This window comes from Azospirillum agricola, assembly GCF_017876095.1.
Lineage (GTDB): Bacteria > Pseudomonadota > Alphaproteobacteria > Azospirillales > Azospirillaceae > Azospirillum > Azospirillum agricola.
This window is the reverse complement of sequence record NZ_JAGINM010000005.1, coordinates 257,025-282,086: the sequence shown is the minus strand read 5'-3', so window position 1 is coordinate 282,086 and position 25,062 is coordinate 257,025. Positions and strand designations below refer to the sequence as shown.

Annotated in this window: 23 protein-coding genes; 7 read left to right on the top strand and 16 right to left on the bottom strand. The window is 70.4% G+C overall.

Features of this window, described 5'->3' with window-relative positions; translation table 11 throughout:
• Positions 1-9 precede the first annotated feature (9 nt).
• Genes J2847_RS09675 through J2847_RS09655 form a run of 5 tightly spaced genes read right to left on the bottom strand, consistent with a single transcriptional unit; the run spans position 10 to position 4,842 of the window.
• Positions 10-999, bottom strand: a complete 990-nt coding sequence (locus tag J2847_RS09675; protein WP_209778784.1) for a tripartite tricarboxylate transporter substrate binding protein — start codon at positions 997-999, stop codon at positions 10-12.
• Between the two features lie 55 nt (positions 1,000-1,054).
• Positions 1,055-1,726, bottom strand: coding sequence for a 4-carboxy-4-hydroxy-2-oxoadipate aldolase/oxaloacetate decarboxylase (locus tag J2847_RS09670; RefSeq protein ID WP_209778783.1), 672 nt, complete (start codon positions 1,724-1,726; stop codon positions 1,055-1,057).
• Positions 1,727-1,773: 47 nt separating this feature from the next.
• Entirely contained in the window at positions 1,774-2,967 is a 1,194-nt protein-coding gene (locus J2847_RS09665) for a mandelate racemase/muconate lactonizing enzyme family protein (RefSeq protein ID WP_209778782.1), read from the bottom strand.
• On the bottom strand, positions 2,964-3,839 hold the full coding sequence (locus tag J2847_RS09660; RefSeq protein WP_209778781.1) for an NAD(P)-dependent oxidoreductase: 876 nt from the start codon (positions 3,837-3,839) through the stop codon (positions 2,964-2,966). The genes J2847_RS09665 and J2847_RS09660 overlap by 4 nt, the downstream gene beginning before the upstream one ends.
• A 7-nt stretch (positions 3,840-3,846) precedes the next feature.
• On the bottom strand, positions 3,847-4,842 hold the full coding sequence (locus tag J2847_RS09655; protein ID WP_209778780.1) for a Bug family tripartite tricarboxylate transporter substrate binding protein: 996 nt from the start codon (positions 4,840-4,842) through the stop codon (positions 3,847-3,849).
• Between the two features lie 205 nt (positions 4,843-5,047).
• On the opposite strand from J2847_RS09655, the gene J2847_RS09650 reads away from it, so the two are divergent.
• The 3 genes from J2847_RS09650 (at position 5,048) to J2847_RS09640 (ending at position 7,613) form a co-directional block, all read left to right on the top strand.
• On the top strand, positions 5,048-5,983 hold the full coding sequence (locus tag J2847_RS09650; protein WP_209778779.1) for a LysR family transcriptional regulator: 936 nt from the start codon (positions 5,048-5,050) through the stop codon (positions 5,981-5,983).
• A gap of 260 nt (positions 5,984-6,243) precedes the next feature.
• Positions 6,244-7,404, top strand: coding sequence for a D-alanyl-D-alanine carboxypeptidase family protein (locus J2847_RS09645; protein ID WP_209778778.1), 1,161 nt, complete (start codon positions 6,244-6,246; stop codon positions 7,402-7,404).
• Complete coding sequence (locus J2847_RS09640) at positions 7,377-7,613, top strand: signal peptidase II (protein WP_411800569.1); 237 nt, start codon at positions 7,377-7,379, stop codon at positions 7,611-7,613. Before J2847_RS09645 ends, J2847_RS09640 begins: the two co-directional genes overlap by 28 nt.
• Before the next feature lie 15 nt (positions 7,614-7,628).
• On the opposite strand, the gene J2847_RS09635 is transcribed toward J2847_RS09640, so the two are convergent.
• The 4 genes from J2847_RS09635 to J2847_RS09620 form a co-directional block, all read right to left on the bottom strand.
• On the bottom strand, positions 7,629-8,111 hold the full coding sequence (locus tag J2847_RS09635; protein ID WP_233474400.1) for a DUF411 domain-containing protein: 483 nt from the start codon (positions 8,109-8,111) through the stop codon (positions 7,629-7,631).
• Positions 8,112-8,229: 118 nt separating this feature from the next.
• Positions 8,230-8,661, bottom strand: coding sequence for a hypothetical protein (locus J2847_RS09630; protein WP_209778777.1), 432 nt, complete (start codon positions 8,659-8,661; stop codon positions 8,230-8,232).
• Between the two features lie 110 nt (positions 8,662-8,771).
• Positions 8,772-9,818, bottom strand: a complete 1,047-nt coding sequence (locus J2847_RS09625; RefSeq protein WP_209778776.1) for a TMEM43 family protein — start codon at positions 9,816-9,818, stop codon at positions 8,772-8,774.
• A 236-nt stretch (positions 9,819-10,054) separates the two neighbouring features.
• Complete coding sequence (locus tag J2847_RS09620; RefSeq protein ID WP_209778775.1) at positions 10,055-10,726, bottom strand: TetR/AcrR family transcriptional regulator; 672 nt, start codon at positions 10,724-10,726, stop codon at positions 10,055-10,057.
• Positions 10,727-10,830: 104 nt separating this feature from the next.
• Between J2847_RS09620 and J2847_RS09615 the strand changes: the two genes are divergently transcribed.
• Together J2847_RS09615 and J2847_RS09610 are read left to right on the top strand one after the other, a co-directional pair.
• Positions 10,831-12,429, top strand: a complete 1,599-nt coding sequence (locus J2847_RS09615; protein WP_209778774.1) for an ABC-F family ATP-binding cassette domain-containing protein — start codon at positions 10,831-10,833, stop codon at positions 12,427-12,429.
• Positions 12,430-12,986: 557 nt separating this feature from the next.
• Positions 12,987-15,644 (top strand): sulfite reductase flavoprotein subunit alpha, encoded by a 2,658-nt coding sequence (locus J2847_RS09610; RefSeq protein WP_209778773.1) that lies wholly within the window; start codon positions 12,987-12,989, stop codon positions 15,642-15,644.
• A 34-nt stretch (positions 15,645-15,678) separates the two neighbouring features.
• On the opposite strand, the gene J2847_RS09605 is transcribed toward J2847_RS09610, so the two are convergent.
• The 3 genes from J2847_RS09605 to J2847_RS09595 all read right to left on the bottom strand — a co-directional run bounded on the left by J2847_RS09605 (position 15,679) and on the right by J2847_RS09595 (position 17,109).
• Positions 15,679-16,269, bottom strand: coding sequence for an IMPACT family protein (locus J2847_RS09605; protein ID WP_209778772.1), 591 nt, complete (start codon positions 16,267-16,269; stop codon positions 15,679-15,681).
• A gap of 72 nt (positions 16,270-16,341) precedes the next feature.
• Entirely contained in the window at positions 16,342-16,692 is a 351-nt protein-coding gene (locus tag J2847_RS09600; protein ID WP_209778771.1) for a DUF1289 domain-containing protein, read from the bottom strand.
• Between the two features lie 96 nt (positions 16,693-16,788).
• Complete coding sequence (locus J2847_RS09595; protein WP_209778770.1) at positions 16,789-17,109, bottom strand: hypothetical protein; 321 nt, start codon at positions 17,107-17,109, stop codon at positions 16,789-16,791.
• A 273-nt stretch (positions 17,110-17,382) separates the two neighbouring features.
• Between J2847_RS09595 and J2847_RS09590 the strand changes: the two genes are divergently transcribed.
• On the top strand, positions 17,383-17,643 hold the full coding sequence (locus J2847_RS09590) for a hypothetical protein (RefSeq protein WP_223677544.1): 261 nt from the start codon (positions 17,383-17,385) through the stop codon (positions 17,641-17,643).
• 34 nt (positions 17,644-17,677) lie between these two features.
• On the opposite strand, the gene J2847_RS09585 is transcribed toward J2847_RS09590, so the two are convergent.
• Positions 17,678-17,887 (bottom strand): hypothetical protein, encoded by a 210-nt coding sequence (locus J2847_RS09585; RefSeq protein ID WP_209778769.1) that lies wholly within the window; start codon positions 17,885-17,887, stop codon positions 17,678-17,680.
• Between the two features lie 1,043 nt (positions 17,888-18,930).
• On the opposite strand from J2847_RS09585, the gene J2847_RS34815 reads away from it, so the two are divergent.
• Positions 18,931-20,016, top strand: coding sequence for a pentapeptide repeat-containing protein (locus J2847_RS34815; protein ID WP_209778768.1), 1,086 nt, complete (start codon positions 18,931-18,933; stop codon positions 20,014-20,016).
• A 119-nt stretch (positions 20,017-20,135) separates the two neighbouring features.
• Here the strand turns inward: J2847_RS34815 and uvrC are convergent, their stop codons facing one another.
• The 3 genes from uvrC to J2847_RS09565 all read right to left on the bottom strand — a co-directional run bounded on the left by uvrC (position 20,136) and on the right by J2847_RS09565 (position 25,039).
• A complete protein-coding gene (gene uvrC / locus J2847_RS09575; protein WP_209778767.1) occupies positions 20,136-21,980 on the bottom strand; it encodes an excinuclease ABC subunit UvrC in 1,845 nt (614 codons plus the stop codon).
• Between the two features lie 135 nt (positions 21,981-22,115).
• Positions 22,116-23,870 carry a caspase family protein gene (locus J2847_RS09570; protein WP_209778766.1) on the bottom strand — a complete coding sequence of 585 codons (1,755 nt, stop codon included), beginning with the start codon at positions 23,868-23,870 and terminating at the stop codon, positions 22,116-22,118.
• An 86-nt stretch (positions 23,871-23,956) separates the two neighbouring features.
• Positions 23,957-25,039 (bottom strand): ribonucleotide-diphosphate reductase subunit beta, encoded by a 1,083-nt coding sequence (locus tag J2847_RS09565; RefSeq protein WP_209778765.1) that lies wholly within the window; start codon positions 25,037-25,039, stop codon positions 23,957-23,959.
• Positions 25,040-25,062: the final 23 nt, after the last annotated feature.

Sequence of the window (25,062 nt, the reverse complement as noted above, 5' to 3'; positions counted from 1 at the left end):
GGTCTCCCCTTACTTGGCCTCGATGCCGGCGTCGGCGACGACCTTGGTCCACAGCGCCAGATCCCTCGCCAGCGTCCGGCCGAACTCGGCCGGGCCGGAGCCCACCCAGTCGATGCCGGCGGCGGCCAGCTTGGCGCGGAAGGCGGTGTCCTGGCCGAGCGCGAGGATCTCGCGGTTGAGCAGGCCGACGATGTCGGGCGGCGTTCCGGCCGGGGCCAGAGCCCCCAGCCACCATTGCACGGCGTAGCCGGGGACGCCGGCCTCGGCGATGGTCGGCAGGTTGGGGGCGGCGGGGGTGCGCCTGGCGCCGCCGGTGGCCAGCGCCTTCAGCGAACCCTTGGCGAAATAGGGCTGGGCGGTGCTGAACACGCCGATCATCAGCTGCACGCGCCCGCCCAGCATCTCGGTCAGCATCTGACCCTGGCCTTGCAGGGGGATGTGGACGATGTCGGCGCCGGTCGCCGATTTCAGATACTCGGTGGAGAGGTGCTGCGGCGCGCCGATGCCGGCCGAGGCGTAGTTCAGCTTGCCGGGGTTGGCCTTGATGTGGGCCAGCGCCTCGGCCAGCGTCGTCCCCGGCACGTCGGGCGTCACCGCCAGCACGGTCGGCAGCTCGGCGATCAGCGCGATCGGCGCGAAGTCCTTCACCGCGTCGAAGCGGAGCTGGCGGTTGAGCGCCGGGGCGGTGACGAGGCTGTTGGACACCACCAGGATGGTGTAGCCGTCGGCCGGCGCCTTGGCGACCGCCTCGATGCCGATGGCGCCGCCGGCGCCGCCCTTGTTCTCGACGACGAAGGGGGCCTTCAGGCGCTGGGCCAGCGCGTCGGCGATCTCGCGGGCCAGCAGGTCGTTCGACCCGCCGGGCGGGAAGGGCACGACCAGCCTGACCGGCCGTGAGGGATAAGCGTCGGCGGCCTGCGCGCCCGGCGCGCCGGCCACGAGGAGGGCCAGCGGCGCGAGAAGGCCGGCGGCGAGGAGGGCGCGGCGAAGTTTGGACATGGTGTCGGTTCCGATCGGCGGGCGGGCGTCAGTCGATGGGGGGCGGTCGATGGGGTCAGTGCGTCAGCTCGATGCCCTTGCTTTGCAGCAGGGCGTCGAGGTTCAGCATGTCCCAGGTGGTCTTGCCGGTGAGCAGCGCCTCGCGGAAGCGCTCCTCCTTCTTTTCGCGCTCGCGGCTGGCGGCGAGCACCGTCTCCAGCGTGCCGAGCGGCACCACCACGACGCCGTCGTCGTCGCCGATGATGAGGTCGCCGGGGTTGACCGCGACCCCGCCGACCACCACCGGGCGGCCGATCGGGCCCAGGCTTTCCTTGACCGTGCCGATGATGGACTGGGCGCGGGCGAAGACCGGGAAGCCGATGTCGCGGATGGTGGCGCCGTCGCGCACGCCGCCGTCGGTCAGCAGGCCGGCGATGCCGTTGCCCTTGGCGCAGCTCGCCATCACGTCGCCGAACAGGCCCTGCTCGGTGAAGCCGCCGGTCGCGCAGACCAGCACGTCGCCCGGCTTGGCGAGCTTCAACGCCGCGTGCAGGGTCAGATTGTCGCCCGGCGGGCATTCGCAGGTGAAGGCGGGGCCGAGCAGCCGCATCCCGGAATAGAGCGGCTTGACGCCGGAGGCGAGCGCGCCGGTGCGGCCCTGCGCCTCGTGGGCGGTGGCGGCGGCGATGCCGGCGAAGGCGCGGACGAGGTCCGGGGACGGGCGGCGGTGGTCGTCGACGTGGGGCATGGAGAAGGGTCCCGAATCAGGAATGGGAATCAGGGAATGCGGGGGGATCAGCGCGTGACGTTGGCGACGCCCCACACGTAGTTCTTGCGCGGGAATTCCTCCCAGTACTGGCGCATGTCCTTGTGCGGGAAGTCCTGGTAGGGGCGGGCGAGCAGCGCCTCGCGGTCGATCTCGACGCCGAGGCCGGGGGCGGTCGGCAGCGCCGCCCAGCCGCCCTCCCCGATGACGATGGGCGAGGGCGTGATGGCGTCGCAGGCCTCGCGGAGGTTGATGAACAGCTCGGCGATGGTGAAGTTCGGGATCACCGCCGACAGGTGCAGGGTGGCGGCCAGCCCGACGATGGTGCTGTTGTAGTTGTGCGGGCTGATGGCGACCGCGTGCGGCTGGGCCATGGCGGCGATGTCGAGCATCGCGCCGATGCCGCCGACCGCGCAGACGTCCGGGTTGAGGATGTCGGCGGCGCGCCTGGCCAGCACCGGAACGAAATCCTCCTTGGTGTAGAGGGTCTCGCCGGTCACCACCGGCACGTCGATGGCCTGCCGGACCTCGGCCACCAGATCGATGTTGTCGGAGAGGCAGGGCTCCTCGTAGCAATAGATGCCGAATTCGGCCAGCCGGCGGGCGACGCGGATCGCGTGGTGCGGCGCCACCCGGCGGTGGGCGTCGATCAGCAGATCCATCTCCGGCCCGACCGCCTCGCGCACGGCGCGGACGTTGTCGACCGCGTAATCCTCCTCGGCGGCCGAGACGAAGGTGCGCCAGGGGCCGGGGAAGGGATCCCATTTCAGCGCGGTGTAGCCCATCGCCTTGACCGCCAGGGCGCGCTCCACCGTCTTGTCGATGGAATCGACGCCGTACCACCAGCCGTTGGCGTAGACGCGCACCGTCTCGCGCACCGCGCCGCCCAGGATGTTGTGCAGCGGCAGCCCGGCCTTCTTGGCCACGAGGTCCCAGAGCGCGATCTCGACGGCGCTCCAGGCGCAGAGGAAATCGACGGAGCTGCGGCGGATGGCGAAATCGTCGAACAGGATCTGGCCGAGATGGCGGATGTTGAAGGCGCTGCGGCCGATCAGGTAGGGGGCGATGGCCTTCAGGTATTGATCGACCACCTTCTCCTTCTTGACCGAGACGTAGGCCTCGCCCCAGCCATGCAGGCCGCTTTCGGTCTCGATGCGCACGAACAGCAGGTTCTTGCCGCTGCCGGGGTGGAACAGGAAGGTTTCGACGCGGGCGATCTTCACGGGTTGTCTCCTAGCGATTCGTCGAGCAGGGCGACGGCCTGCGCCACGCCGGGGCGGCCCCGGACCTTCTCTTGCGGGACGCGGGCGGCGGTGCGCGCCATCAGGGCGGCGGTGGCGGCGGACAGCAGCGGGTCGAGGCCGGCATCCGCCACCAGGCGGGCGGACAGCGCGCATTCCTCGGCCCGGCGGGCGGCGTGCAGCAGATGCGAACGCAGCAGCATGTCGGCGGTGTCCCTGGCCGGGCGGGCGTCGAGGAACTCGGCGACGCTCGCCTCCACCGTGTCGAGCACGCCGAGGCGGCGGGCGGCGACGAAGGCTTCGGCATAGAGGGCTTCGAGCCCCTTCACGAAGACGCTGCGCACCAGCTTGATCGCCGCCGCCTCGCCGGGCCGGTCGCCGACGACCTCGATCACCATGCCGTGCGGCGCGAAGAGACCGGCGAAGCGGGCGGCGCCCGGCCCCGAGGCGACCAGCGGAACCCGGTGGCCGCGTTCGACCGCCGAGCCGAGGATCGCGGCGTCGACGAACACGCCCGGCGCCGCCTCGGCCGCCGCGCGCTTGCCGGCGGGGTCCAGCGAGCTGACGTCCACATAGAGCAGGGTGGAGGGCAGGGCGGCGGCGCTGCGGGCGGCGTCGACGGCGGCGGAACCCGGCACGCAGGCGAGGACCACGTCGCGGTCGGCCAGCGCGGCGATGTCGGACGAGGCCGCGGCGCCCAGCCCGGCTGCCCGGTCGCGCGCCTCGGGGCGGCGGGCGTACACGGCGATGTCGGTCAGGCCGGCGTCGCGCAAGCCTGGAAGGACGTGCGAGGCCACTTCGCCGAAGCCGATGAAGCCGATGCGCAAGGGGCGGTGGGGGAGGGCGCCGCTCATGCTCCGCTCACTCGGCCTGGATGCCGGCGTCGGCGACGATGCGCGCCCATTTGGCGATCTCGGCCTCGACATGCGCCTTCAGGCTGGCGGGGGTCGAGTCGGTGACCGGGTCGAAGCCGATCTCGGCCAGCTTGCCGGCCAGGGACGGGTCGGAGACGGCGGCGCGGAACGCCGCGTTCAGACGGTCGACGATGGCCGGCGGCGTTCCGGCCGGCAGGAAGATGGCGCTGGTGGAATAGGCGTCGACGCCGGGAACGCCCTGTTCGAGCAGCGTCGGCAGGTCCGGCGCGCCCTGCGAGCGGGTCGGCCCCGCCACCGCCAGACGGTTCAGCGCGCCCGCCGCGACGTGCTGGTTGGTGGCGGCGAAGGTGTCGAATTGCAGGATGGTGCGGCCGGCCAGCAGATCGGCGATGGCCGGGGCCGAGCCCTTGTAGGGGACATGGACGACGTCCACCCCGGCCGACTTCTTGAACAGCTCGCCGGCCAGATGCAGCGGCGCGCCGGTGCCCGACGAGCCGTAGTTGAATTTGCCGGGGTTGGCCTTCAGGTAGGCGACCAGCTCGGGCACCGTCCTGGCCGGCACCGAGGGGTGGGTGACCAGCACCAGCGGCACGACGGCGACCAGCGCCACCGGCTCGAAGCTCTTGACCGCGTCGAAGTCGAGCTTCTTGAACAGCGCCTGGTTCATGCCGTGCGTCGCCGCCGTGCCGAGCAGAACCGTGTAGCCGTCGGGCGCGGCGGCGGCGACCGTGCTGGCGCCGATGTTGCCCGACGCGCCCGGACGGTTGTCGATGACCAGCGGCTGGCCGAGCCGTTCGGAAACCTTGTTGGCGATGACGCGGATGAAGATGTCCTGCCCGCCGCCCGCCGAGAAGGGCACCACGATCCGCACCGGACGGTCGGGGTAGGCCGCCTGCGCCGCCTCCGCGCCCGTCATCGGCAAGCCGACCACCGACAGCCCGACCATCGACAGCCCAACGGCCCAGCTCCAAAGCCTCCGCATTTCACACTCCAAGCGAAAATTTCATCGCTATTAAAGGCTATAAATTGACTAGGTAAAACTGACTTTTTTTCATCATGCGCAATCGCTACCGTTCATGATGCTTGATTTCCGGGCGATTCCGGCCGCAATCACGGAGCGCCCGCCGCCTTGCACGCTCCAGGCGCGGGCAATCGCTTTTTTTCATCCAACAGTGTTGGGACAGGGGATGCTGACGCTAAAACAGATCGAAGCCGTCTATTGGGTGAGCGAGCTTGGCAGCTTCCACGGCGCCGCGGCGCGGCTCGGCACCACGCAATCGACCATCTCGAAGCGCATCCACGAGCTGGAGACCCATTTCGGGGTCGAGCTGATCGAGCGCGGCAACGCCTCGGCGACCCTGACCTTGAAGGGGCGCGAGGTCATCGACGATTTCTCGGCGATGCTGAGCCTGCGCCAGGGGGTGCTGCACCGTCTGGCCGGCGACGAGTCCTTTTCCGGGCGCTTCCGCTTCGGCGTCACCGAGATGGTCGCCCTGACCTGGCTGGCCGATCTGGTGGCGGCGATCCGCCGGGTCTATCCGCGCATGGTGCTGGAGCCGCGCGTGGACATGGCGGCGGGACTGCGCCACCAGCTTGCCCGGCACGCTCTGGATCTGGTGATCAGCCCGTCGCTGGAGTCCGACGCCGGCTACGTCACCCATCCCCTGCCGAAGCTGGAATCCGCCTGGATGTGCAGCCCCGAGCTGATCCCCGCCGGGGAGGAGCGGCTCTCGCTGGAACGGCTGGCGCAGCTTCCCGTGCTGACTCACGCCGAGGGGTCGATGCTGCATCTGCGGCTGCTGCGCGAGCTGGACCGGCTGGGGATCGAGCGCGGCCGGGTGCTGACCTGCAACAGCCTGATCGGGCTGGCGGAACTGGCGCGCGCCGGGCTCGGCATCACCTACCTGCCACGCGCCTATTTCGCGCCCTATGTCGAGGCGGGCGACCTGCGCGGCGTCGAGGTCCCGCTCGCGCTGGCCCCGCTCGACTACGCCATCGTGCATCGCGGCGACGCCATCAGCCGCCGCGTCGCCGCCCTCATCCCGCCGGTGTGCGACTTCGCCGGAGTCGCCTGCCGGGTCGAGCGCAAGCGGGACGGGATCTGCCTGGGCGAGGGGATCTGAGGCCGGGCCGCCGCGCCCCGCCTTGCGTCCGGCACCGCCGATCCCAGGGCGAAGCCCAGGAGGACCGTCAGGATCGCGGGAAGGCGGCGGGGGCGGAGCATGAAGGCGACCGTGGCCATTGCCGCCACGCAATCCAACCGCTTCGTCACCCGTCCCGCCGCCGCATTTTTCCAGCCGGGCGTGGGGGGGCTTAACAGTCGCTTAAGGCGGGCCGGGCTACCCGTGGCCTCTCGCCCAACCGCTGGACCGGATCTTCCGCCATGCTCGCCCGTGCCCGCTCCGCCGCCGCCGCTCTCGTCCTGGTGGCGGTGTCCTCCCTGTCGGTGCCGGCGGCGGCCAAGGCCGGGCGCGAATCGGCGCCGGCGCGGCCGGTCGCCGCCGAGATCCTGATGGACGCCGCCACCGGGGCCGTGCTGAGGGCGCACAACGCCGACGTCCCGACCTATCCCGCCTCCCTGACCAAGATGATGACGCTCCTCCTGGCGTTCGAGGCGCTCGACCGCGGCCAGCTCCGGCTCGACCAGCCGCTGCCGGTCTCGTACCACGCCACGACGATGGCGCCCTCCCGGCTTGGAGTCGCGCCGGGCGACACCATCCGCGTGGAGGACGCGATCCTGGCGCTCAGCACCAAATCGGCCAACGACGTCGCCGTCGTCCTCGGCGAGGCGATGGCCGGGAACGAAGCCGCCTTCGCGCAGGCGATGACCCGGCGGGCCCGCGAGCTCGGGATGAAGCGGACCGTCTTCCGCAACGCGTCCGGCCTGCCCGACCGCGCGCAGCGCACCACCGCGCGCGACATGGCGATCCTGTCCCGCGTCCTCGTCCGCAGCCACGCGCGCTACTATCCCTACTTCAGCCGCCGCAGCTTCGACTGGCAGGACCAGACCATCCACGGGCACAACCGGCTGCTCGACCGCTATGACGGGATGGATGGCATCAAGACCGGCTACATCGCCGCGTCCGGGTTCAATCTCGCCGCCTCGGCCGCCCGCGACGGCCGTCGCCTGATCGCGGTGGTGCTGGGCGGCGAGAGCGCCGCCAAGCGCGACCGGCGCATTGTCGAGCTGATGGACATCGGCTTCCGCAGCCGCGCCCCGGTGAAGCCGGGTGACGCCTTGGTGTCCGCCCCCAAGCCGGAGGTCCGGCGCCCCGCCGCCGCCGCAGCAGCAACCGCCGCCGCGACGGGAGGCTGGGCGATCCAGACCGGCGCGTATGGCACCCTCCAGGCGGCCCGCCAGGACGCGGAATCCGTCCGGAAGGAGCTGGGCGCCCTGGCCGCCGCCGCGAAACCGGCGGTTCAGCGGTCGGGGGCGCTGTTCAAGGCTCAGCTCGTCGGATTCGACGGCGCGTCCGCCCGTTCGGCCTGTGAGAGCCTGAAGCGGGCGAAGAGGGACTGCATCACCCTCCAGCAGCGTCCCTGACCGCCGCCGGCGAGGCGCTCGGCAACGTCGTCGACCGCCTGCGCCAGGGGGCGGTCACCGATTTCCTCGATCTGCACGCCTTCGGGTGGCATTGGCCGACCTTCAACGTCGCCGATGTCCTGATCGTCGGCGGCGCGGCCGCCATCGCCCTCCGCAAGCCGGGGGAACCGGGACGTCCGGCGCTGCGCGCCGGCGGCCCTTCGAGCTGACCGGCCGGCGCGCCTTCAGTGGGTCGCGTAGACCCGCATCCTGCCGTCCGGGGCGCCGAAGAGGACGACCTGATAGGGTTCGCCCGTCTTCATGTCCATTCCCGGCGCGTCCTGCGGCATGCCTGGAACCGACAGTCCCCTGGCCTTGGGCCGCTCGGCGAGCAGCCGCTTGACATCCGCCGCCGGGACATGGCCCTCGACCGCGTACCCGTCGACGACCGAGGTGTGGCAGGAGTGCAGCTGTCCGGGGATGCCATGCTCCGCCTTGATCGGGTCGACGTCGTCGACCTCGTGGACCGTGACGGCGAAACCGGCGGCGATCATGTGCCGGACCCATCCGGTGCAGCATTCGCACGTCCGGGCCTTCCACACCTCGACCACCTGCGCCGCGGCGGCCGGGGCGCCGGCGAACAGGGAGGCTCCGCCGATCGCGGCGCCACCGGCCAGAACGGCCGCCACGGCCAGGGCGGCCGCAACCTTCTTGGTCTTCATCGTCATCTTGGCAAATCCTTCGAAACTCGCGGTCCGCTCCCGCGGAAGGGGAGACGGGACGGGCGGTGCGGCTCCCGCGCGGCCGATGGCCGGCGGCGGGAGCGCCGTGGCGTGGGCCGGACGGTCACGGGAAGGCGCGCGGGGGCTCCAGCGCGGGATCCACCCCAACGCCGTCCAGCAGGGCAGCCATGGGCGCCGGCGGCGGCGCGGGGGCCGGAACGGCGGGAAGGGATGCGGCGCCGAGGGGCAGGCCGGCGTGCATGACGTGGCAATGCACGGCCGCGCAGCCGTCGCCCTCCGCCATGTCCATGGCCGGTGCGTCGGTGGTCCGGGAGGAGGCATGGCCGCAAGCGGTCATCCCGGCGTCCGGCCCCAGTGGGGAGACGGCGGTGGAAACAGCGGTGGAAATGGCGGCGGAAACGGCGTGGCCGCAGCGGTCCGACAGGGCGGGGCCCCGGCTCTGGGCGGCCACCGGCGCCAAAGGGGCGAGGAGCATGGCCAGCAGGATCAGGCCGGCCGTCACACACCGCAGGGCTGCGCTGTTACGCTGTTTCATCCCACAAACCCACTGGTCCCGGAAGGACCGCAAGACGGTGCCATTCTACACCATGGCCAGCGGATCTCGTTGATCGAAATCAAGGATGGCGCTGCCGGCCCGCCTTCGGCTCAGTCCGGGGAGTTCCGCCGGCGGGCGAGGAGCGCGAGCGCCAGCACATAGAGGATCACCCCCGTCTGTCCCGCGACGAAGCTGCCGCCGATGCCGCCCGGCACGGCCGCCGCCATGGCCGCGCCAAGCGTCGCGGCGATCCCGGCCAGCGGGACGATCGTCAGGGCGATCCGGCGGGGTATCGGCGTCCAGAGCGCCGGGATCATGAACAGCACCCAGCCGGCGGCGAGCGCCCACAGCGTCACCGTGAGACGGGTGGCGTTGGCCTCCTTGAGGGAACCGGCGACCATGGTCGCGGCGTCGACGGTCCCGCCGGCCAGCAGCGCCACCTTGTCCCCGTCGATGCGGACCGGCACCAGTTTGCGGCCCGTCCCGTCGACCGCGGCGATCACGCTCAACGGGCCGTCGCGCAGCGCCCTGTACGTCAACCGCCGGTCGCCGTCGGTCAGACGCGTCGCCGGGTCGGAAGCCGGGGTCTCGGGGCGGCTCGTCTGGTAGGCGCCGAAGGGGTCGCTCTCCGAGATCCGCATGCCCGGCGGCGGGCGGAAATCCACGCCCGGCCGCAGCGGCTCCAGGGCCGAGGGATCGGCGGCCAGGAGCGGCTCCGTCAGCGACCACCCGCCGAGATGCGCTCCGGGAGACGCAAGATGGCGCGTCTCGTCCGGGGTCAGGCTGCCCTTCCGCCCGCCACGGAACCGTTCCACGACGCGCTGGACGGCGAGCGTCCCCTCGAAGGCGATTCCCATGCCGGTGTCGGAAACCGGCTGCCCGGCCACCGCCACGCCCCGCGCATGGACGACGCGCCCGGCCAGATCCGGAGACGGCGTCGCGGGCTCGTCGGCGACGAGAAGGGAGCGGAGCGCTCCGATCCGTGCCGCCTGCACCGCGGCGTCGGTGTAGAACCACGCGTGGAAGCTGACGAGCAGGAAGCTCAGGAACAGGAACCCCATCGAGGCCGCCATGAAGGGAACCATCCTCCGGTTCCAGGACGGACCCTGTTGCGGGCGCGCGGTCATGGCGGTCATCGGGTCGGCTTTCGTCATCATGGCGGGTCTATCCCGAAGTGGCTCGGTCTGCGAAGGGGAAGGCATGACGGCCGAACCCTAACCCGCGCCTTTCCCCGGCGACTTGACCTTGGACAAGCGGGCCGCTGCTTCCCGCGGCGCCGGAAGGCGTGGCCGTGATCGTCGCCCGAGGCGGGGGAGCGCGCTCGTGCCCGGGCATATGCGGGGCCGGGCATGATCCAAGCGCAGGGGCCAAGCGGGGCCGGCGGCGGGCGGGATCAGCCGCGCCCGCCCATGGCGGCGGTGAAGACGGTCCAGCGTTCGTCGAACAGCCGTTCGAGGCAGGGCGCATCGCCCGATGCCCCGTCGCCGAGGCGGACCCGGTTGTTGGCGCCCTCCAGAAGATCCACGAGGATTCCGCAGACCGCCAGGGCATCGCCGGGCCGGAGGGCGCCCGCCGCCTGCGCGGCGGCGACGGCCCCGGCCAGGGGCTCCAGCGCCGCCCGCGACCATTCCGCCAGCCGCGCGCGGAGGCTGGCGGAGAGGGCGGCCTCGGCGTTGAGCGAGAGATAGAAGGCCGCGTAATCGCGCGCCGATCCGATCTCGGCGTAGCGAAGCGCCGTACGCCGCAGCGCCTCCAGCGGTCCGGCCCCGTCACCGGCCCCGTCGCCGGCCCCGTCATTGGCGGCGGCGGCGGCGGCGGACAGGGCGTGGCGGAACCGGCCGATGTCGCGCTCGACCACCGCGTCGAGCAACGCCGCCTTGTTGGGGTAGCGGCGGTAGAGGGTGTGCTTGGACACGCCGAGTTCGAAGGCGATCTCCTCGAGCGAGCTGCCGGAAACGCCCTTCCGGCAGAAGACGGACCGCGCGCCGTCGAGCAGCCGCGCGCCGAGAGCGGCGGCCTGCTCCCTGGTCGGCCGTCCGCCGGGCTTGCGTCCGCCGGTTTCCATCCAAGCTCCCTTCGCGACCGTCCAAGCCGGTTGAGTTTTCCGCCGGCGTCTGATATCAGCACGATACCGTGCTGATATCGCCGTTTCAACAAGGTTCCCCAGGCATGGCCTCCATCACCCTGTCCAAGCTCTCCTGGTCCACCCCCGACGGCCAGGGCGTCCTGTCCGGTCTCGACATCGCGTTCGGGCGGGAGCGCGTGGGGCTGGTCGGGCGCAACGGGGTCGGCAAGACCACGCTGCTGAGGCTCGTCGCCGGGGAACTCCAGCCGCTCGGCGGCGGCGTCTCGGTGAGCGGCACGCTCGGCCGGCTGAAGCAGACGGTCCGGTTCGGCGAGCGGGAAACCCTGGCCGACCTGTTCGGGGTGGGCGATGCGCTGGCCATCCTGCGCCGGGCCGAGGCCGGCGAGGCGGGGGTAGAGGAGCTGGCCGACGCCGACTGGACGCTGGAGGAGCGCATCGCCGCCGCGCTGGCGCGGGTCGGACTCGACGCCCGGCCCGACACGCGGCTGGCGCAGCTGTCGGGCGGCCAGAGGACGCGCGCCAGCCTTGCCGCGGCGGTCTTCGCCGAACCGGATTTCCTGCTGCTCGACGAGCCGACCAACAATCTCGACCGGCCCGGCCGGGAGGCGGTGATGGCGCTTCTCGCCGGCTGGCGCGCGGGCGCGATCGTCGTCAGCCACGATCGCGAGCTTCTCGACCACATGGACGCGATCGTCGAGCTGAGCACCCTGGGGGCCGCGCGCTACGGCGGCAACTGGACCCTGTATCGCGAGCGCAAGGCGGCCGAGCTGGCGGCGGCGGCGCAGGATCTGGCCCATGCGGAGAAGGCGGCGGCGGAGATCGACCGCAAGGCGCAGCGCGCGACCGAGCGGCAGGACCGCCGCGACGGCGCCGGGGCGCGGGCCGGCGCGCGCGGCGGCACCCCCCGCATCCTCCTGGGCGCCCGCCGGAGCAACGCCGAGGCGAGCCGGGGCGAGGGCGTCCGGCTGGCCGAGCGCCAGAGGGCGGAGGCGCGGACGGCGGTGGCGGCGGCGCAGGCCCGCATCGAAATCCTGAAGGATATGGCGGTGACGCTGCCGCCGACCGGGCTTCCGGCGAACCGGACGGTGCTGAGGCTGGAGGGTGTCACGGCGGGCCATGACGCCGGCCGTCCGCTCATCCGCGATCTCTCCCTGTCCATGGTCGGGCCGGAGCGCGTCGCCGTCGTCGGGCCGAACGGATCGGGCAAGACGACGCTGCTGAGGCTGATCGCCGGCCAGCTCGCGCCCATCCGGGGAACGGTGTCGGTCGCCGTGGGCTTCGCCATGCTGGACCAGAGCGTCGGCATCCTCGATCCCGAGACGTCGATCCGCGACAACTTCCTGCGGCTCAACCCCGGCGCGACCGAGAACGCCTGCCGCGCCACCCTCGCCAGCTTCCTGTTCCGGGCCGACGCGGCCCTCCAGCGGGTCGGCACGCTGAGCGGCGGGCAGGCGCTGCGCGCCGGCCTCGCCTGCGTGCTGGGCGGGGCGGAGCCGCCGTCGCTGCTCATTCTCGACGAGCCGACCAACCATCTGGACATCGATTCGATCGAGGCCATCGAGGCGGGGCTGGCCGCCTATGACGGCGCGCTTCTGCTGGTCAGCCACGATGAGACGTTCCTTGCTAGGGCGGGGATTCAGCGGCGGCTGGATCTTTCCCCGCCGGAGCGGGCGGGCGCGTAGCCCGCCGGCGCCCTGTCCCGGCACCCTGTCCCGGCACCCTGTCCCAGCGGCCTGTCCCGGTATCGGCCGGTGCCCGTCGGTCGCGCAGCCGGGACCCCTTCGCTCCCCTCTCCCAAGGGGGGTAGAATATGCGAGTGATTATTATTCTCTGTGTGTCTTGCGCGTCACAGGCCGCTGTCCCGTGCCATGACGCCGGGCTGGATCGCGCAGGCCGGGATGCCGGGGCGCCCGGCTTGATGATTGAAAGAAAACACGAATTTCCCAATCAGGGGAGCCCCGGCCCGTCCGCTCCGCGCGCCGCCGCTCCGGCGGCGGCGGACCTCCGGCCGGCTTCGGCCGCATCGGGGAAGGGGCCGTGGCTCCATGATTTAGAATCATTCTGAATTATTGCCGTTGAACGGCACCACGGGTCGGTTGCTAAAAGGAGTCCCGTGACTGCCACGGTCCCTGGAGCGGCCAAACCCCATCCGTCTTCGCGTGTCGTCATCCGGGGGCCGGCCATCCATGCGCCCGCCGTCGGAATTGCCGGTTCCAGCTTTCCTTCGACGGAATTCCTCATGTTGAAATGGTTCTGGTTTCAGCTTCATTGGCTGCTGGGCATCACCGCCGGAACGATCCTGTGCGTGGTCGGCGTCACCGGGGCGCTGCTGTCCTTCGAGGACGATCTTCTCCGCCTGCTCAATCCGGGGGTGCTGAGCGTCGCCGCGCGTCCGCAGGGCACGCTGGCGCTTCCCGACCTGTATGAGCGGGTGGCGCGCAACAACCCCGATCGCGGCATCGCCGCGCTGCGCGTCAGCGCCGACCCCACGGAACCGGCCGTCGTCACCTTCGCGCCGCCGCCGGGAGCCGCCGGGCAGGGCGGGCGCCAGCCGCGCGGGGAGAACCGGCAGGTCGATCCCTACAGCGGCGCGCTGCTTCCGCCTCCGTCCGGGCAGGAGACCTTCCGCACCATCATGCAGCTTCACCGCTGGCTGCTGGCCGGCGATGTCGGCAAGCATCTGGTGGGGGCGTCCACCATCGCGCTGATCGTGCTCAGCCTGTCGGGGCTGTACCTGCGCTGGCCGCGCCGGCCGGGCAGCCTGCGGACATGGCTGACGCTCGACCGCCGGCAGAAGGGGCGCGGCTTCCTGTGGAGCCTGCACGCGGTGCTGGGCACCTGGGCGCTGCTGTTCTACCTGCTGGCCAGCCTGACCGGCCTCCACTGGTCCTACGGCTGGTACCGCGACGGCCTGATGGCGCTGACCGGAACGCCCGCCGTCCAGCGGCCCCCGCAGGGCGGCGGCCAGGGCGGCGGTCAAGGTGGTGAACGGGGCGGGGAGCGGGGCGGCGAGCGGGCCGCCCGGCCGCCGGCTCCGCCGGACGTTCCGGCGATCTGGGCCGCCTTCGTCCGCGCGGTGCCGGAAGGCTACGGCACGGCGACCGTCCGGCTGGCGGGCGGCGGCCAACCCGTCCAGATCTCCTATCTTCCCGCCGATCCGGCCCACCCGCGCGCCGGCAACACGCTGACCCTGGACGGCCGGACGCTGGCGCCGGCCGCCCACAGCCGGTACGACGATCTGCCGGCCGGGCAGAAGCTGATGCGCAGCGTCTTCGTCCTGCATTCGGGCGAGTATTTCGGCACCGTCGGCCTCGTCCTGATGATGCTGGCCAGTTTCGCCATGCCGCTGTTCGCGGTGACCGGCTGGATGCTGTACCTGGACCGCCGCCGGCGGAAGCGCGCGGCCAGGCGCGCCGCCGGCGCCCTGGCGGCGGCCGGTTCCGTGGAGGCGGGGGAGTGCGTGCTCATCGGCTACGCCAGCCAGACCGGCCGGGCGGAGCAGATGGCGTGGCGGACGGCGGCGGCGTTGCGGGCCGCCGGCCTGACGGCGACGGTCAAGCCGGTGTCCGCCCTGGACATCCCGGCGCTGGAGGCGCACGCCGCCCGTCCCGGCGCCCGCGCCCTGTTCGTGGCCAGCACCTACGGCGACGGCGAGCCGCCCGACGGCGCCCGCGGCTTCGCCCGCAAGGTGATGGGCGGAACCGCCGCGCTGGGCGGCCTGCGCGTCGGCGTGCTGGCGCTGGGCAGCCGGCAGTACGCCCGGCATTGCGCCTTCGGGCTGGCGCTGGAGGCGTGGCTGCTGGCGCAGGGGGCGCGGGCGCTGTTTCCCGCCGTCGCCGTCGACGAGATGGCCGAGGCCGACCTCGCCCGATGGTGGGACCGTCTCGGGGCGATGACCGGCGGCGCGGCCGTTCCGGCGGTTCCGGCCGTTCCGGCCGTTCCGGCCGTTCCGGCGGTTCCGGCGCCCCCGTCACACGGCCGCTGGCGGCTCGCCGAGCGGCGTCTGCTCAACCGGAACAGCTCCGGCCTTCCCACCTATCATCTGGAAATGGAGCCGCCGGCCGGGGAGCGGCTGCACTGGGTCGCCGGCGACATTGCCGAGATCCGGGTGCGCAACACCCCCGACCGCGTGGCGGCCGTCCTGGCGGCCGGCGGGCTGGAGGGGGAGGCCATGGTCGCTGGCGAGGACGGGCCGGAACGGCTGGCCGACCGCCTCGCCCGCTGCCAGTTGCCGCCGGTGGAGGCTCTGGCGTCTGGCGGGCCGGCGCAGGCGCTGGCCGACCGCCTCGCCGCGCTGCCCCGCCGCGACTACTCGATCGCCTCGGTTCCCGAGGATGGCCGCCTGCATCTGCTGATCCGTCAGGTGCGCCTGCCGGGCGGCGGGCTGGGGTTGGGGTCGGGCTGGCTGACCGAGCATCTGGAGATCGGCGGCATGGTGGACGTGCGTCTGCGCAGCAACCGGTCCTTCCATCCCCAGGCCGACGACCGTCCGCTGATCCTGATCGGCAACGGCACCGGGCTGGCGGGCCTGCGCGCCCATCTGCGCGCGCGGCGCCAGAGGGGGCACCGGCGCAACTGGCTGGTCTTCGGCGAGCGCACCGCCCGGCACGACTACTACTACCGCAGCGAGATCGAGGCGTTGCAGCGGGACGGCTACCTGCCGCGGCTCGACCTCGCCTTTTCCCGCGACGGGGCCGAGCGGGCCTATGTCCAGGACCGGCTGCGTCAGGCGGGGGGGCAACTGCGCGACTGGCTGGCGGCGGGGGCGGCGGTCTATGTCTGCGGCAGCCGCGCCGGCATGGCCCCGGCCGTGGAGGAGGTGCTGCGCGAGATGATCGGGGCCGACGCCCTCGACCGGCTGGCGGAGGACGGGCTCTACTGCCGCGACGTCTACTGACCGGAGGTGTCGCCGCGCGGAAGGGCCCTGTCCGTCAGCCCTCGCCGGGGCGGATGTCCGCTTGGCCGCGCGAGATGTCGGTGAGCATCCGGATGGCATCGTCCAGCCGGGCTTCGGGCGTCCGGACGCGAAGCCGCACGCCGTCCGGCGAAAACCCCCTGGTTTCGACGAGGGTGGCCGGAAAGGCGCCGAGCCCCGCCCGGATCCTGGCCTCGTCCGCGAAGGCGCAGGTGACGGAAAGGGTGGCGAACGCGATGATCGGCTCCCGTTCGGCGGCGCGCAGGCAGGCCGCCGCCGTGCCGCCATAGGCGCGGACCAGCCCGCCGGCTCCCAGGAGGACGCCGCCGAACCAGCGGCTGACCACCACCGCCACCCGGTCGAACTCCTGCCCCTCGATGGCCTGGAGGATCGGGCGGCCGGCCGTGCCGCCGGGCTCGCCGTCGTCGCTGAAGCGGTGGAGGTCGCCGATCCGGAACGCCCAGCAATTGTGGCCGGCCTCCTGGCTGCCGTTCCCGGCGATGAAGCGGCGGGCCTCCTCCTCCGTCCCGACCGGCCCCGCCGAGGCCAGGAAGCGGCTCTTCTTGATCTCCTGCCCGAACCGCTCGTTCTTCCTGAGAGTGAACATTCTCTTTTTCGCCGTTCCGAAACCCGTGCCCGCCGGAGGCCGATTCCCCGCGGGTGGACCGAGCTTAGCCGATTATGGCGCCGGACGCGGGCCGGACGTGCCGGGCGCCGCGCCGGTCAGGGCTGCGCGCTCGGCCCGCAGGGCGTCGAGCCGGGCCGCCAGCTTGCCGATCTTCCGGTCGAGCTTGCGCAGGCGCTTGTCGCGGCCCTTCGCGTCCCGCTCCTTCGTATCCGGGCCCTTCGCGTCCGGGCCCTTCGCGGCGGTCTGCGCCCGGATGCGCCGGTTGATCGCCGTCTTGTCCGGGTCGGACAGGCGTTTCCAGCCCTTCACCTCCGCCTTGGTGCGGCGGCAGCCCCGGCAGGCGCCCTCCGCGTCGAACCGGCATAGCCCGGTGCAGGGGTTTCTGGTGTCCTTGCTGCTCATGGGGTGTTCCGCCCGGCTGGTCCCGACCGATGGGAATGTTGCGTCGGCGCGGTCGCGCGGCAACGGCAGGGCAGCCCTTCGGAAAGTGACGGCGCTTCAGGGCCCGGCGGAGCCGAACACCTGTTGCAGGACCGGGCCGCGCTCGCTGTCGGGAATGCCCCAGGCGGCCAGGGAGTCGGCGAGCAGGGCGGCGGCTTCCTGCCGGTCGCTCTCGCTGCGCAGCCCCCTCGAGGGCGCCAGCCGGTAGCGCGTGCCGCCGTCGGCCACCGCCCATTGCGGCGTGACGTCGGAATCGAGGTCGACCAGCGGCGCGGACAGCAGCACCGCGCCGGTCTGCTCGCTGTGGCCGATCAGGTAATCCTCCCCCGCGACGGTCAGCAGAACCCAGGCGGACAGTTCGATCTCGGCAGGCTGCATGCGGCGCTCCGGTGCGTGGACGTTGCCATGGAAAGGCCAACGCCGTGGAGCGCGGAATGATCCGGATCGGGGGGAATGAGGAACGGTGGGATGCGCGGCGGTCCGTTCAATCCTGCCAAGAAGTCACTATGACCTTGGCGGGGGTGTCGGCAAGTCTTAGGCCGGGTTATCATATCGGACCAAGCACATGGCACAGATGGCGGACCACGCTTGATTTGTGCGGTGCAAAAGAAATGGAGCGATCTGCCGACCGTCACTGTTTGGGAGGAACCCATGCTTCCGTTCGAGAATGCGACGCCGACCTCGGGCCGCTGGCCTGTTCTTGCCACCGCCGCGCAGATGGCGCAGGCCCAGACGCTGGCCGGGTGGATCACCTTGCTGGCCGAGGATCGCGGCCTGGACGAACGGGGGGTGGCCGCCGCGACCGGCCTCGATCTCGAGGACGCACGGGCGATCCTGGACGGCGTGGTGCTGATGATTCCGCTGCCGGTGCTCGACCGCGCCCTGCGGCGGCTGGAAGGGCGGCCGCACTGACACGGGCGGCCGCGCAACCGGCGGCGAGGCGCGCTCAGGCGACCGCGAGCACGTCCAGATAGATGTTGGCCGGGGCGGTCAGGTGGATGCGGTAGAGCATGCCGGCCTGATCGACCAGGATGTCGGCGACCGGGTTCTTGGCCGACAGATCGGTCACGGCGGCGCGGACGTTGCGCGGCAGTTGCTCCAGGGCGATGTCGCGGTAGGAGCCCTTGTCGGAAAGCTTGATCGTCTTGTTGCCCATGATGAGGCGCTCGTTTCCAGAAAGACTGTGAGGGGAAAAACGTTGCCGGACATTGATCCCGCAGGGTTAAGCAAGGGTTAAGCGGGGTGTCGTGGTTTTGCGCCGCATGCGCGGGGCAGACCGGCACCCCGCGCATCCGCGTTGCCGCCCCACCGTCCGTCTCCCGAGCTTTGTGTCCGGTTTCGCGGCGGCGCGGCGCTGGCGACATTTTCCGGTTGCGGAAGGTGTCGCGTCCATGGTGTCGTGAAAAGGGCATGGAGAAATCACAGAAGGCCGGCGCTGGGCATTGGCTGACGGGTCGCGCGCAGAGGTCCATCGAGTTTGACCTCCAGCTTCTTCGGGAATTGCAGCAGGGGCAGGCCGCAAAGCTGAAAAGGGAGAGGTTTGGCTGGCGCCGTTCGGACCCGTCAGCATCGCTATTGGTTTCTCTGAACGTCTACAATGCGCCAGGAGATGACTATCAGGGCGCTTCGTTTGTCATAACGTCTACCCTGTCCGGTTATGGCCCCTCTAAGCCCTTGAACCGCCACGCGTTCCCGCGCCGCGCGAGCTTATCCGCGCCGGGCCGGCCGGGGCCGAATCAACATCTTGTGTCGGGTCGGCGGAAACCCGGCGTCCGCAGGTTGAATTCGGCCCCCGCGAACGGCGTTCGCCCGCCGCCCCTCCGCAATCCGTTCAGCACCCGCCCTCCCGGCGGGAATTTCATCTTGTCGGCACGCATTTTTAAAGGGCGTGGAGGCATCCTGTGTGTGCAGCGGGTTCCGATGGTCGGAACAACCCGTCCCGGCCATTCGCTGCCACCACTCCATCCAAGCGTCACAGGCTACAGACGTGTAAATTCGTCTCAGGAATGGCGGGAGGCGAATATGGTGTTGCCGAAGTGGAGAGCCGAGCGGTTGGTGGCGTGGCCTAGGAGTGGCCCGGTGCGGTGGAACTTGCACGTCTGGAATAAGGTCAAGTCCCCAACGGCTAAGACAGGCCGGGCGGCTCTTGCTTGGCTCCGGCGCTATCCCACTGCGTCGGTCGCACTGTCGGTCCTCGGAGTGATCGCGGTGTTGCTGGGACCAGTCTTGTGGGCGCTCGGAGGATGGGCGCTCATCCAGGAAACCACGATGCGTGCTTTGACAGCGTTCCGCAGCATTTCCGATCCTGAGAAGACTGTTGAGGCGTACGGTAAGCTCGTTGGAGCGGTAGGGCTTTTGCTTGCAGCGCCAGTCGGCTTGTTAGGCGTCGGGCTAGCGTTCTGGCGTACATGGAACCAGCATCGCGACGGTGTTGTGGCCGCGCGAAAATTGGAAGCTGAATCCTATGCTAAGGCCGCTGAAGCTTACGCTAAAGCCGTTGAGCAATTGGGGAACGAGAAAGCTTCGGTTCGGATGGGCGCCACGCTCGCATTGGAAGCTTTGGGAAAAGCAACCCCACGTCTGCTATCGCAAACAATCGAAATACTATGCGCATATGTTCGAGAAGGATGGTCAAATATTGCCCCATCTACGAAAGAAAAATTGGATAATGATAATAATTTTAAATCACGTATCGAACTTCAAACGGCTATTAACGCAATATCTAGATTAAAGAAACACGATACAGAAGATTCTTTAATTGTAAATTTGTCGATGGTCGACATGAAGGGAATCGAATTAATTAAAACTTCATTGAAGAAATCAAGTGTTTATGGTTCAAACATGGAGATTATGTCTATTATATATGGAGATTTTAGCAACTCTTTTCTTCTTAGAGTAAGAATAGCTGGATCTATGTTAAGTTATACAAAATTCACAAAGTGTAATATTAATATGTCTTGCTTATCAAGATCAAATTTTACTGAATGTGATTTTAGTGAGTCATCAATGATTGGGGCTAAATTAGAAGATATTTCACTCTATGGAGCAAACCTGACAGACTCTAAGCTTGGCAAGGTTGTTTTTAATGGCGTGATTTTAACAAACGCCAACTTGACTAGGGCTGACATGACAGGCGCCACCATCAATAATGTTAAGTTCGATGGAGCAGTTTTTTCTGACACAATATTGCCGAACGGCCGTAAATGGACAGGCATCGGCTGGCCACAAGATGAAGCGCTAACGTCTGCCACGAATGCCCCACCCCCCTCGCTTTCGGTTGTGTAGGGCGGTTTTCCAGAAAATCCGTTCGCTGCCGTTTGGCGTATCGCATGCGCTGACGACGTCCGCTTCGGTTCATCAGCAGCCTAGCCGTCACGCGCAGCGCCAGCGGCCGGGCCGGCCGTTCAGCCGTGGAAATGCTCGTACAGCCTGCGGGCCACGGCGTGGCTGATTCCCGGCGCGGCCTCCAGGTCGGAGAGTCCGGCCGAGGCCACGGCGGCGGAGCTGCCGAAATGGTGCAGCAGGGCCTTCTTGCGGGCCGGGCCGATGCCGGGGATGCCGTCGATGCGGCTGTGGGTGATCGCCTTGGTCCGCCGGGCCCGGTGGCTGTCGATGGCGGTGCGGTGGGCCTCGTCGCGCAGCCGTTGCAGGAAATGCAGGATCGGGTCGTTGGGCGGCAGGCCGAAAGGCTCGCGGCCGGGCAGGAAGAAGCGCTCGCGCCCGGCGTTGCGGTCCGGCCCCTTGGCGATGGCGGCCAGCGGCAGCTCGGCGATGCCCAGCGTCTGCAACACCTCGTGCACCGCGTTCAACTGGCCGAGCCCGCCGTCGACGAGGATCAGGTCCGGCCACAGCCCGGCCTTGCGGTCGGGATCGTCCTTGCGCGCCCGCGCGAAGCGGCGGAAGAAGGTCTCCTGCATCATGGCATAGTCGTTCCCCGCCGCCTCCGGGTCGCGGATGTGGAAACGGCGGTAGGCGTTGCGCTGGAAACCGTCGAGCCCGGCGACCACCATGGCGCCGACCGGGAAGGCGCCCTGGATGTGCGAGGTGTCGTAGATCTCGACGCGGTTGGGAGCCTCGGGCAGGCCGAAGAGCTTGGCGACGCCGGCCAGCAGGGTCGCCTGGGTCGAGCGTTCGGCCAGACGGCGGCCGTGGGCGTCGCGGGCGTTGGTCAGCGCGTGCTCGACCGTGCGCCGCTTCGGCCCGCGCTTCGGCGTCTCCACGGCGACGCGGCGGCCGGCGCGCACGCCCAGCGCCTCGGCCAGCAGATCCGGGTCGGGGATGTCGTGGCTCAGCAGGACCAGCGACGGGGGCGGGGTGTCCTGGTAGAGCTGGGCGGCGAAGGCGGCGAGGATGTCGGCCGCGTCCTCCTCCTGGTCGTGGCGGGGGAAGAAGGCGCGGGTCCCCTGGTTGCGCCCGCCGCGGAAGAAGAAGGCCTGGACGCAGGCCACCCCCGCCTCGGAATGCAGGGCCAGCACGTCGGCCTCGTCGATGACGCCCTCCAGGTTGATGTCCTGGCGGCTTTGCAGGGCGGTCAGCGCGCGGATGCGGTCGCGCCAGCGGGCGGCGTCCTCGTATTCCAGCCGGTCGGAACAGTCGGTCATGTGGGCCGCGAAGACCGCCTGCACCTGGGCGCTGCGCCCGGCCAGCACGTCGCGCACGCCCTGCACCTGGGCGGCGTATTCCTCCTCGCTGGCGCGGCCGACGCAGGGCGCCGAGCAGCGCTTGATCTGATGTTGCAGGCAGGGCCGCGTGCGCGAGGCGAACACCCCGTCGTCGCAGGTCCGCAGCAGGAAGGCGCGCTGGAGCGTGGCGATGGTCATGCCGACCAGATGCGGCGAGGCGTAGGGGCCGAAGCGGTCGGCGTCGCGCGCGTTGCGGGCCGAGCCGCCGCGCTGGTGCATCAGCCGGGGAAAGTCGTGGCCGCGCCCGATGACGATGTAGGAGAAGGAGCGGTCGTCCTTGATGCGGATGTTGAAGGGCGGCAGCAGGCTGCGGATGAGGTTCGCCTCCAGCAGCAGCGCCTCGGCCTCGGTCGGGGTGGTGACGAACTCCATGGCGCGGGTCTGCGCCACCATGCGGCGGGTGCGGTTGGGCAGCCCCTCGGTCCGGGTGTAGCTCGCCACCCGGCGCTTCAGGTTCTTCGCCTTGCCGACATACAGCACCGACCCGTCGGCGCCCAGCATCCGGTAGACGCCGGGCGTGTCCGGCAGAAGCGGCAGGTGGGCGCGGATGACGTCCGCTCCGTCCATGGGGGCTCTCGCTGAGGTCGAAACACGGCGGGGCCTAGCCAAGCAGGGGAACGGAACAAGCACAAGCGATAAGATTCAGATGGGCGCGGCGGGCCCGCGTCCGCGCCCGCCGAAGCGGCGGGGAGGGCGGCGCCCTCACCGCTCCGCGTCGAGGGCGGTCTGGGTCTCGTCGAAGACGATCCGATCGTTCACGGCGTAGAGCATGCACTCCTCGTCGCCGCTCAGCTGCGCGCACTTCTCCAGGGCGGCGGCGCGGGCGTCCTTGGCGCTGCCGCGGTTCCACGCCGCCCCCCAGCGGCCGGTCAGGGTCACGGCGAGCGCCTTGTTGCCGGGGTTGCGCTGGTAGTTGACCATGCCGACCTCGCGCGTGCGGTCGGTGACGAAGGGCACGCGGGCCGGGTCGAAGGCGCCGCTGCCGGCGATCTCGACCGGCATCGGCACGAACTCCTTGCCGGACGCCGGCACCACGCTGTCGCCGACCGCGTAGAGGGTGCAGGGGGCCTTGGCCTGATGCTGGCAGAATTGCAGGGCGGCGCGCTTGACGTCCTCCTCCGTGCGGCCGCCGGCGCGGTTGGTGAAGTAGGCGTAGCCTCCGCGCTCGGAAATCGCCAGCGCCTTCGGCGAGGGCAGGGTGGGGTAGTTCGCCAGCGCGGCGCGCGCCTTGGCGCTCACGCGCGGGATCGTGGCCGGATCGACCGGGAGCGCCGGCGGCGGGGCGGGGGCCGGGGTCCGTGCCGCCGCCGTCTGCGCGGCCGTCTGCGCCGCCGCCGGAGCGGGTGTTTCGGCGGGCGGTGTGGCGGCCACCGGGGCAGCGGCCATCGGGGCGGCGGCCACCGGAGCAGCGATTGGGGCGGCGGCGTCCTGTCCGCCCAATTCGGCGATCCGCGCCTCGGCGATGGCCGCGAAGGTGCCCTGGGGGAACTGCTTCAGATAGGCCTCGAACATCTTCCGGTTGCTGCTGGCCTTGATGCTGTCCCAGAACAGCGCCTCCTTGTCGGCCCCGGCCGGCGCGGGCGCCGGGGTGACGACCGTGGTCGGCCCCAGGAAATAGAAGCGCCCCTCGATGGGCGAGGCGGACACCCAGGGCTGCTGCACCCCGCCGGTGGTGCGTTTCACGGCGAGGCCGACGTCGTTGAAGACGTCGAACACCGTCTCGCCGGGCTTCAGCAGGGCCGTCGCCAGCGCCTCGGTGTAGGGGCTGTTGGAGCCCTGGCCGTCGGCCGCCACGGCGCCGGGCTGGGTGGCGTAGGCGATGATCGTGCCGGCCGGCGCCTGCATCTGCGCCAGCCCCGGCGACACCGACCGCAGCCCGCGCCCGCCGAAGGGGTTGTTGCGGCAGGCGTCGAGGATGACGATGTTCAGGCGGCTTTCCGCCAGCGCCATCTCGTCCAGCACCATCTCGATGTCGATGAGCTCGTAGCGGACATCCGCCTCCTTCGTCAGGTTGGCGGACACCGGCAGCAGATAGTTGGTGCCCCGCATCTGGAGGCCGTGGCCGGCGTAGTAGAACAGCCCGACATCCGCCCCGGCCAGCTTGCCGCCGAAGTCGCGGATGGCGCGCTCCGTGCCGGCCCTGTCGAGGTCGAGACGCGCGCCGCCCCCCACCAGCTCGAACCCGGCGCTCCGCAGGGAATCGGCGATGGCGCGGGCGTCGTTGACCGGGTTGGGCAGGCGCGGCGCGTGCTGATACCCGCTGTTCCCCAGCACCAGCGCGACCCGCCGCTCCGGCTTCGCCGGGTCCGGCCCCGCCCAGGATGGCCCGGCGCTCCAGCCGAGCAGGGCCAGGGCGAGCAGGGCCGGGGCGAGCAGGGCCAGGGCGAGAAGCAGGACGGGGCGCGAAGCCGGCGCGACGGCGAGTCCCAGGGTGCGTCCCACGCTGCTCACGGCCATCGTTCCTTCGGATTGGAGGCATCGCCCCCACTCTGCCAAGGCAAGGGCCGGGCTTTCAAGCCGGCTGTTTCCGGATGGCGGGGCCGTCAGGCGCCGGCGGCGCGTGTCCGGTCGAAGGCGGCCCAGACGCCGTCCGCCCCGTCCCACTGGCCGCGGGTGGCGCCCTTGGAATATTCGGTGGCGCGCTGCTCGAAGAAATTGGCGTGCTCGACCCCGTTCAGGATCTCCACCAGCCAGGGCAGCGGGTGCGGCCTGACCGGCTCGTAGCCGCCGTCGGTCGCCTTGAAGTAGCCGTACAGCGTCGGCAGCCGCAGCTGCGTCAGCCGCCAGTCGGCGATGTAGTGGACGTAGGCGCGGATGTCCTCCGGCGTCATGCCGGCCACCGGCCCCAGCGCGAAGGCCAGCTCGATGAAGCGTTCCTCCAGCCCCACCATGGTGCGGCAGACGTCGAGGATGTCGTCGCGCACGGCGGGCGTCATCGCGCCGGTCTCGCGGTTCCATTCGTGGAACAGCCGGATGATGCCCTCGCAATGCAGGCTCTCGTCGCGCACCGACCAGGTGACGATCTGCCCCATCCCCTTCATCTTGTTGTGGCGCGGGAAGTTCAGCAGCATGGCGAAGCTGGCGAACAGGGCCATGCCCTCGGTGAAGGCGCCGAACATCGCCAGCGTGCGCGACACGTCGGCCACCGTGCCGACCCCGAAGCTGTGCATGTAGTCGGCCTTGTCGCGCATCTCCGAATAATCGCGGAAGGCGGCGAACTCGGTCTGCGGCATGCCGATGGTGGTCAGCAGCAGGGCGTAGGCGTCGATGTGCACCGTCTCCATGTTGGTGAAGGCGGCCATCATCATCTGGATCTCCAGCGGCTGGAAGATCGGCATGTAGCGCTTGAGGTAGTTGTCGCTGACCTCGACGTCGCTCTGGGTGAAGAAGCGGAAGATCTGGGTCAGCAGGTTGCGCTCGCCCTCGGTGACGCGGTCGGAGGTCCAGTCCTTGATGTCCTCGCCGAGCGGCACCTCCTCGCCCATCCAATGGACCTGCTGCTGCTTCTTCCAGTAGGCGTAGGCCCAGGGGTAGCGGTCGACGTTGTAGGCGGCGGAGCCCTGGAGCAGCCCGACGCGGCCGGTGCCGATCAGGCTCATGGGATCGAGGTGGAGAAGCGAGGTCATGACGGGTCCATGGTGACGATGCG

What these genes read in the sequence shown, in the direction of transcription:
- J2847_RS09585 (WP_209778769.1), bottom strand. Translation starts at nt 17,887, where the DNA reads ATGGGCAACAAGACGATCAAGCTTTCCGACAAGGGCTCCTACCGCGAC.
- J2847_RS09600 (WP_209778771.1), bottom strand. Translation starts at nt 16,692, where the DNA reads ATGAGCAGCAAGGACACCAGAAACCCCTGCACCGGGCTATGCCGGTTC.
- J2847_RS09630 (WP_209778777.1), bottom strand. Translation starts at nt 8,661, where the DNA reads ATGAAACAGCGTAACAGCGCAGCCCTGCGGTGTGTGACGGCCGGCCTG.
- J2847_RS09610 (WP_209778773.1), top strand. Translation starts at nt 12,987, where the DNA reads ATGTTGAAATGGTTCTGGTTTCAGCTTCATTGGCTGCTGGGCATCACC.
- J2847_RS09615 (WP_209778774.1), top strand. Translation starts at nt 10,831, where the DNA reads ATGGCCTCCATCACCCTGTCCAAGCTCTCCTGGTCCACCCCCGACGGC.
- J2847_RS09655 (WP_209778780.1), bottom strand. Translation starts at nt 4,842, where the DNA reads ATGCGGAGGCTTTGGAGCTGGGCCGTTGGGCTGTCGATGGTCGGGCTG.
- J2847_RS09635 (WP_233474400.1), bottom strand. Translation starts at nt 8,111, where the DNA reads ATGACGATGAAGACCAAGAAGGTTGCGGCCGCCCTGGCCGTGGCGGCC.
- J2847_RS09625 (WP_209778776.1), bottom strand. Translation starts at nt 9,818, where the DNA reads ATGATGACGAAAGCCGACCCGATGACCGCCATGACCGCGCGCCCGCAA.
- J2847_RS09590 (WP_223677544.1), top strand. Translation starts at nt 17,383, where the DNA reads ATGCTTCCGTTCGAGAATGCGACGCCGACCTCGGGCCGCTGGCCTGTT.
- J2847_RS09660 (WP_209778781.1), bottom strand. Translation starts at nt 3,839, where the DNA reads ATGAGCGGCGCCCTCCCCCACCGCCCCTTGCGCATCGGCTTCATCGGC.
- J2847_RS09595 (WP_209778770.1), bottom strand. Translation starts at nt 17,109, where the DNA reads ATGCAGCCTGCCGAGATCGAACTGTCCGCCTGGGTTCTGCTGACCGTC.
- J2847_RS09620 (WP_209778775.1), bottom strand. Translation starts at nt 10,726, where the DNA reads ATGGAAACCGGCGGACGCAAGCCCGGCGGACGGCCGACCAGGGAGCAG.
- J2847_RS09565 (WP_209778765.1), bottom strand. Translation starts at nt 25,039, where the DNA reads ATGACCTCGCTTCTCCACCTCGATCCCATGAGCCTGATCGGCACCGGC.
- J2847_RS09670 (WP_209778783.1), bottom strand. Translation starts at nt 1,726, where the DNA reads ATGCCCCACGTCGACGACCACCGCCGCCCGTCCCCGGACCTCGTCCGC.
- J2847_RS09650 (WP_209778779.1), top strand. Translation starts at nt 5,048, where the DNA reads ATGCTGACGCTAAAACAGATCGAAGCCGTCTATTGGGTGAGCGAGCTT.
- J2847_RS09645 (WP_209778778.1), top strand. Translation starts at nt 6,244, where the DNA reads ATGCTCGCCCGTGCCCGCTCCGCCGCCGCCGCTCTCGTCCTGGTGGCG.
- J2847_RS09570 (WP_209778766.1), bottom strand. Translation starts at nt 23,870, where the DNA reads ATGGCCGTGAGCAGCGTGGGACGCACCCTGGGACTCGCCGTCGCGCCG.
- J2847_RS09605 (WP_209778772.1), bottom strand. Translation starts at nt 16,269, where the DNA reads ATGTTCACTCTCAGGAAGAACGAGCGGTTCGGGCAGGAGATCAAGAAG.
- uvrC (WP_209778767.1), bottom strand. Translation starts at nt 21,980, where the DNA reads ATGGACGGAGCGGACGTCATCCGCGCCCACCTGCCGCTTCTGCCGGAC.
- J2847_RS09675 (WP_209778784.1), bottom strand. Translation starts at nt 999, where the DNA reads ATGTCCAAACTTCGCCGCGCCCTCCTCGCCGCCGGCCTTCTCGCGCCG.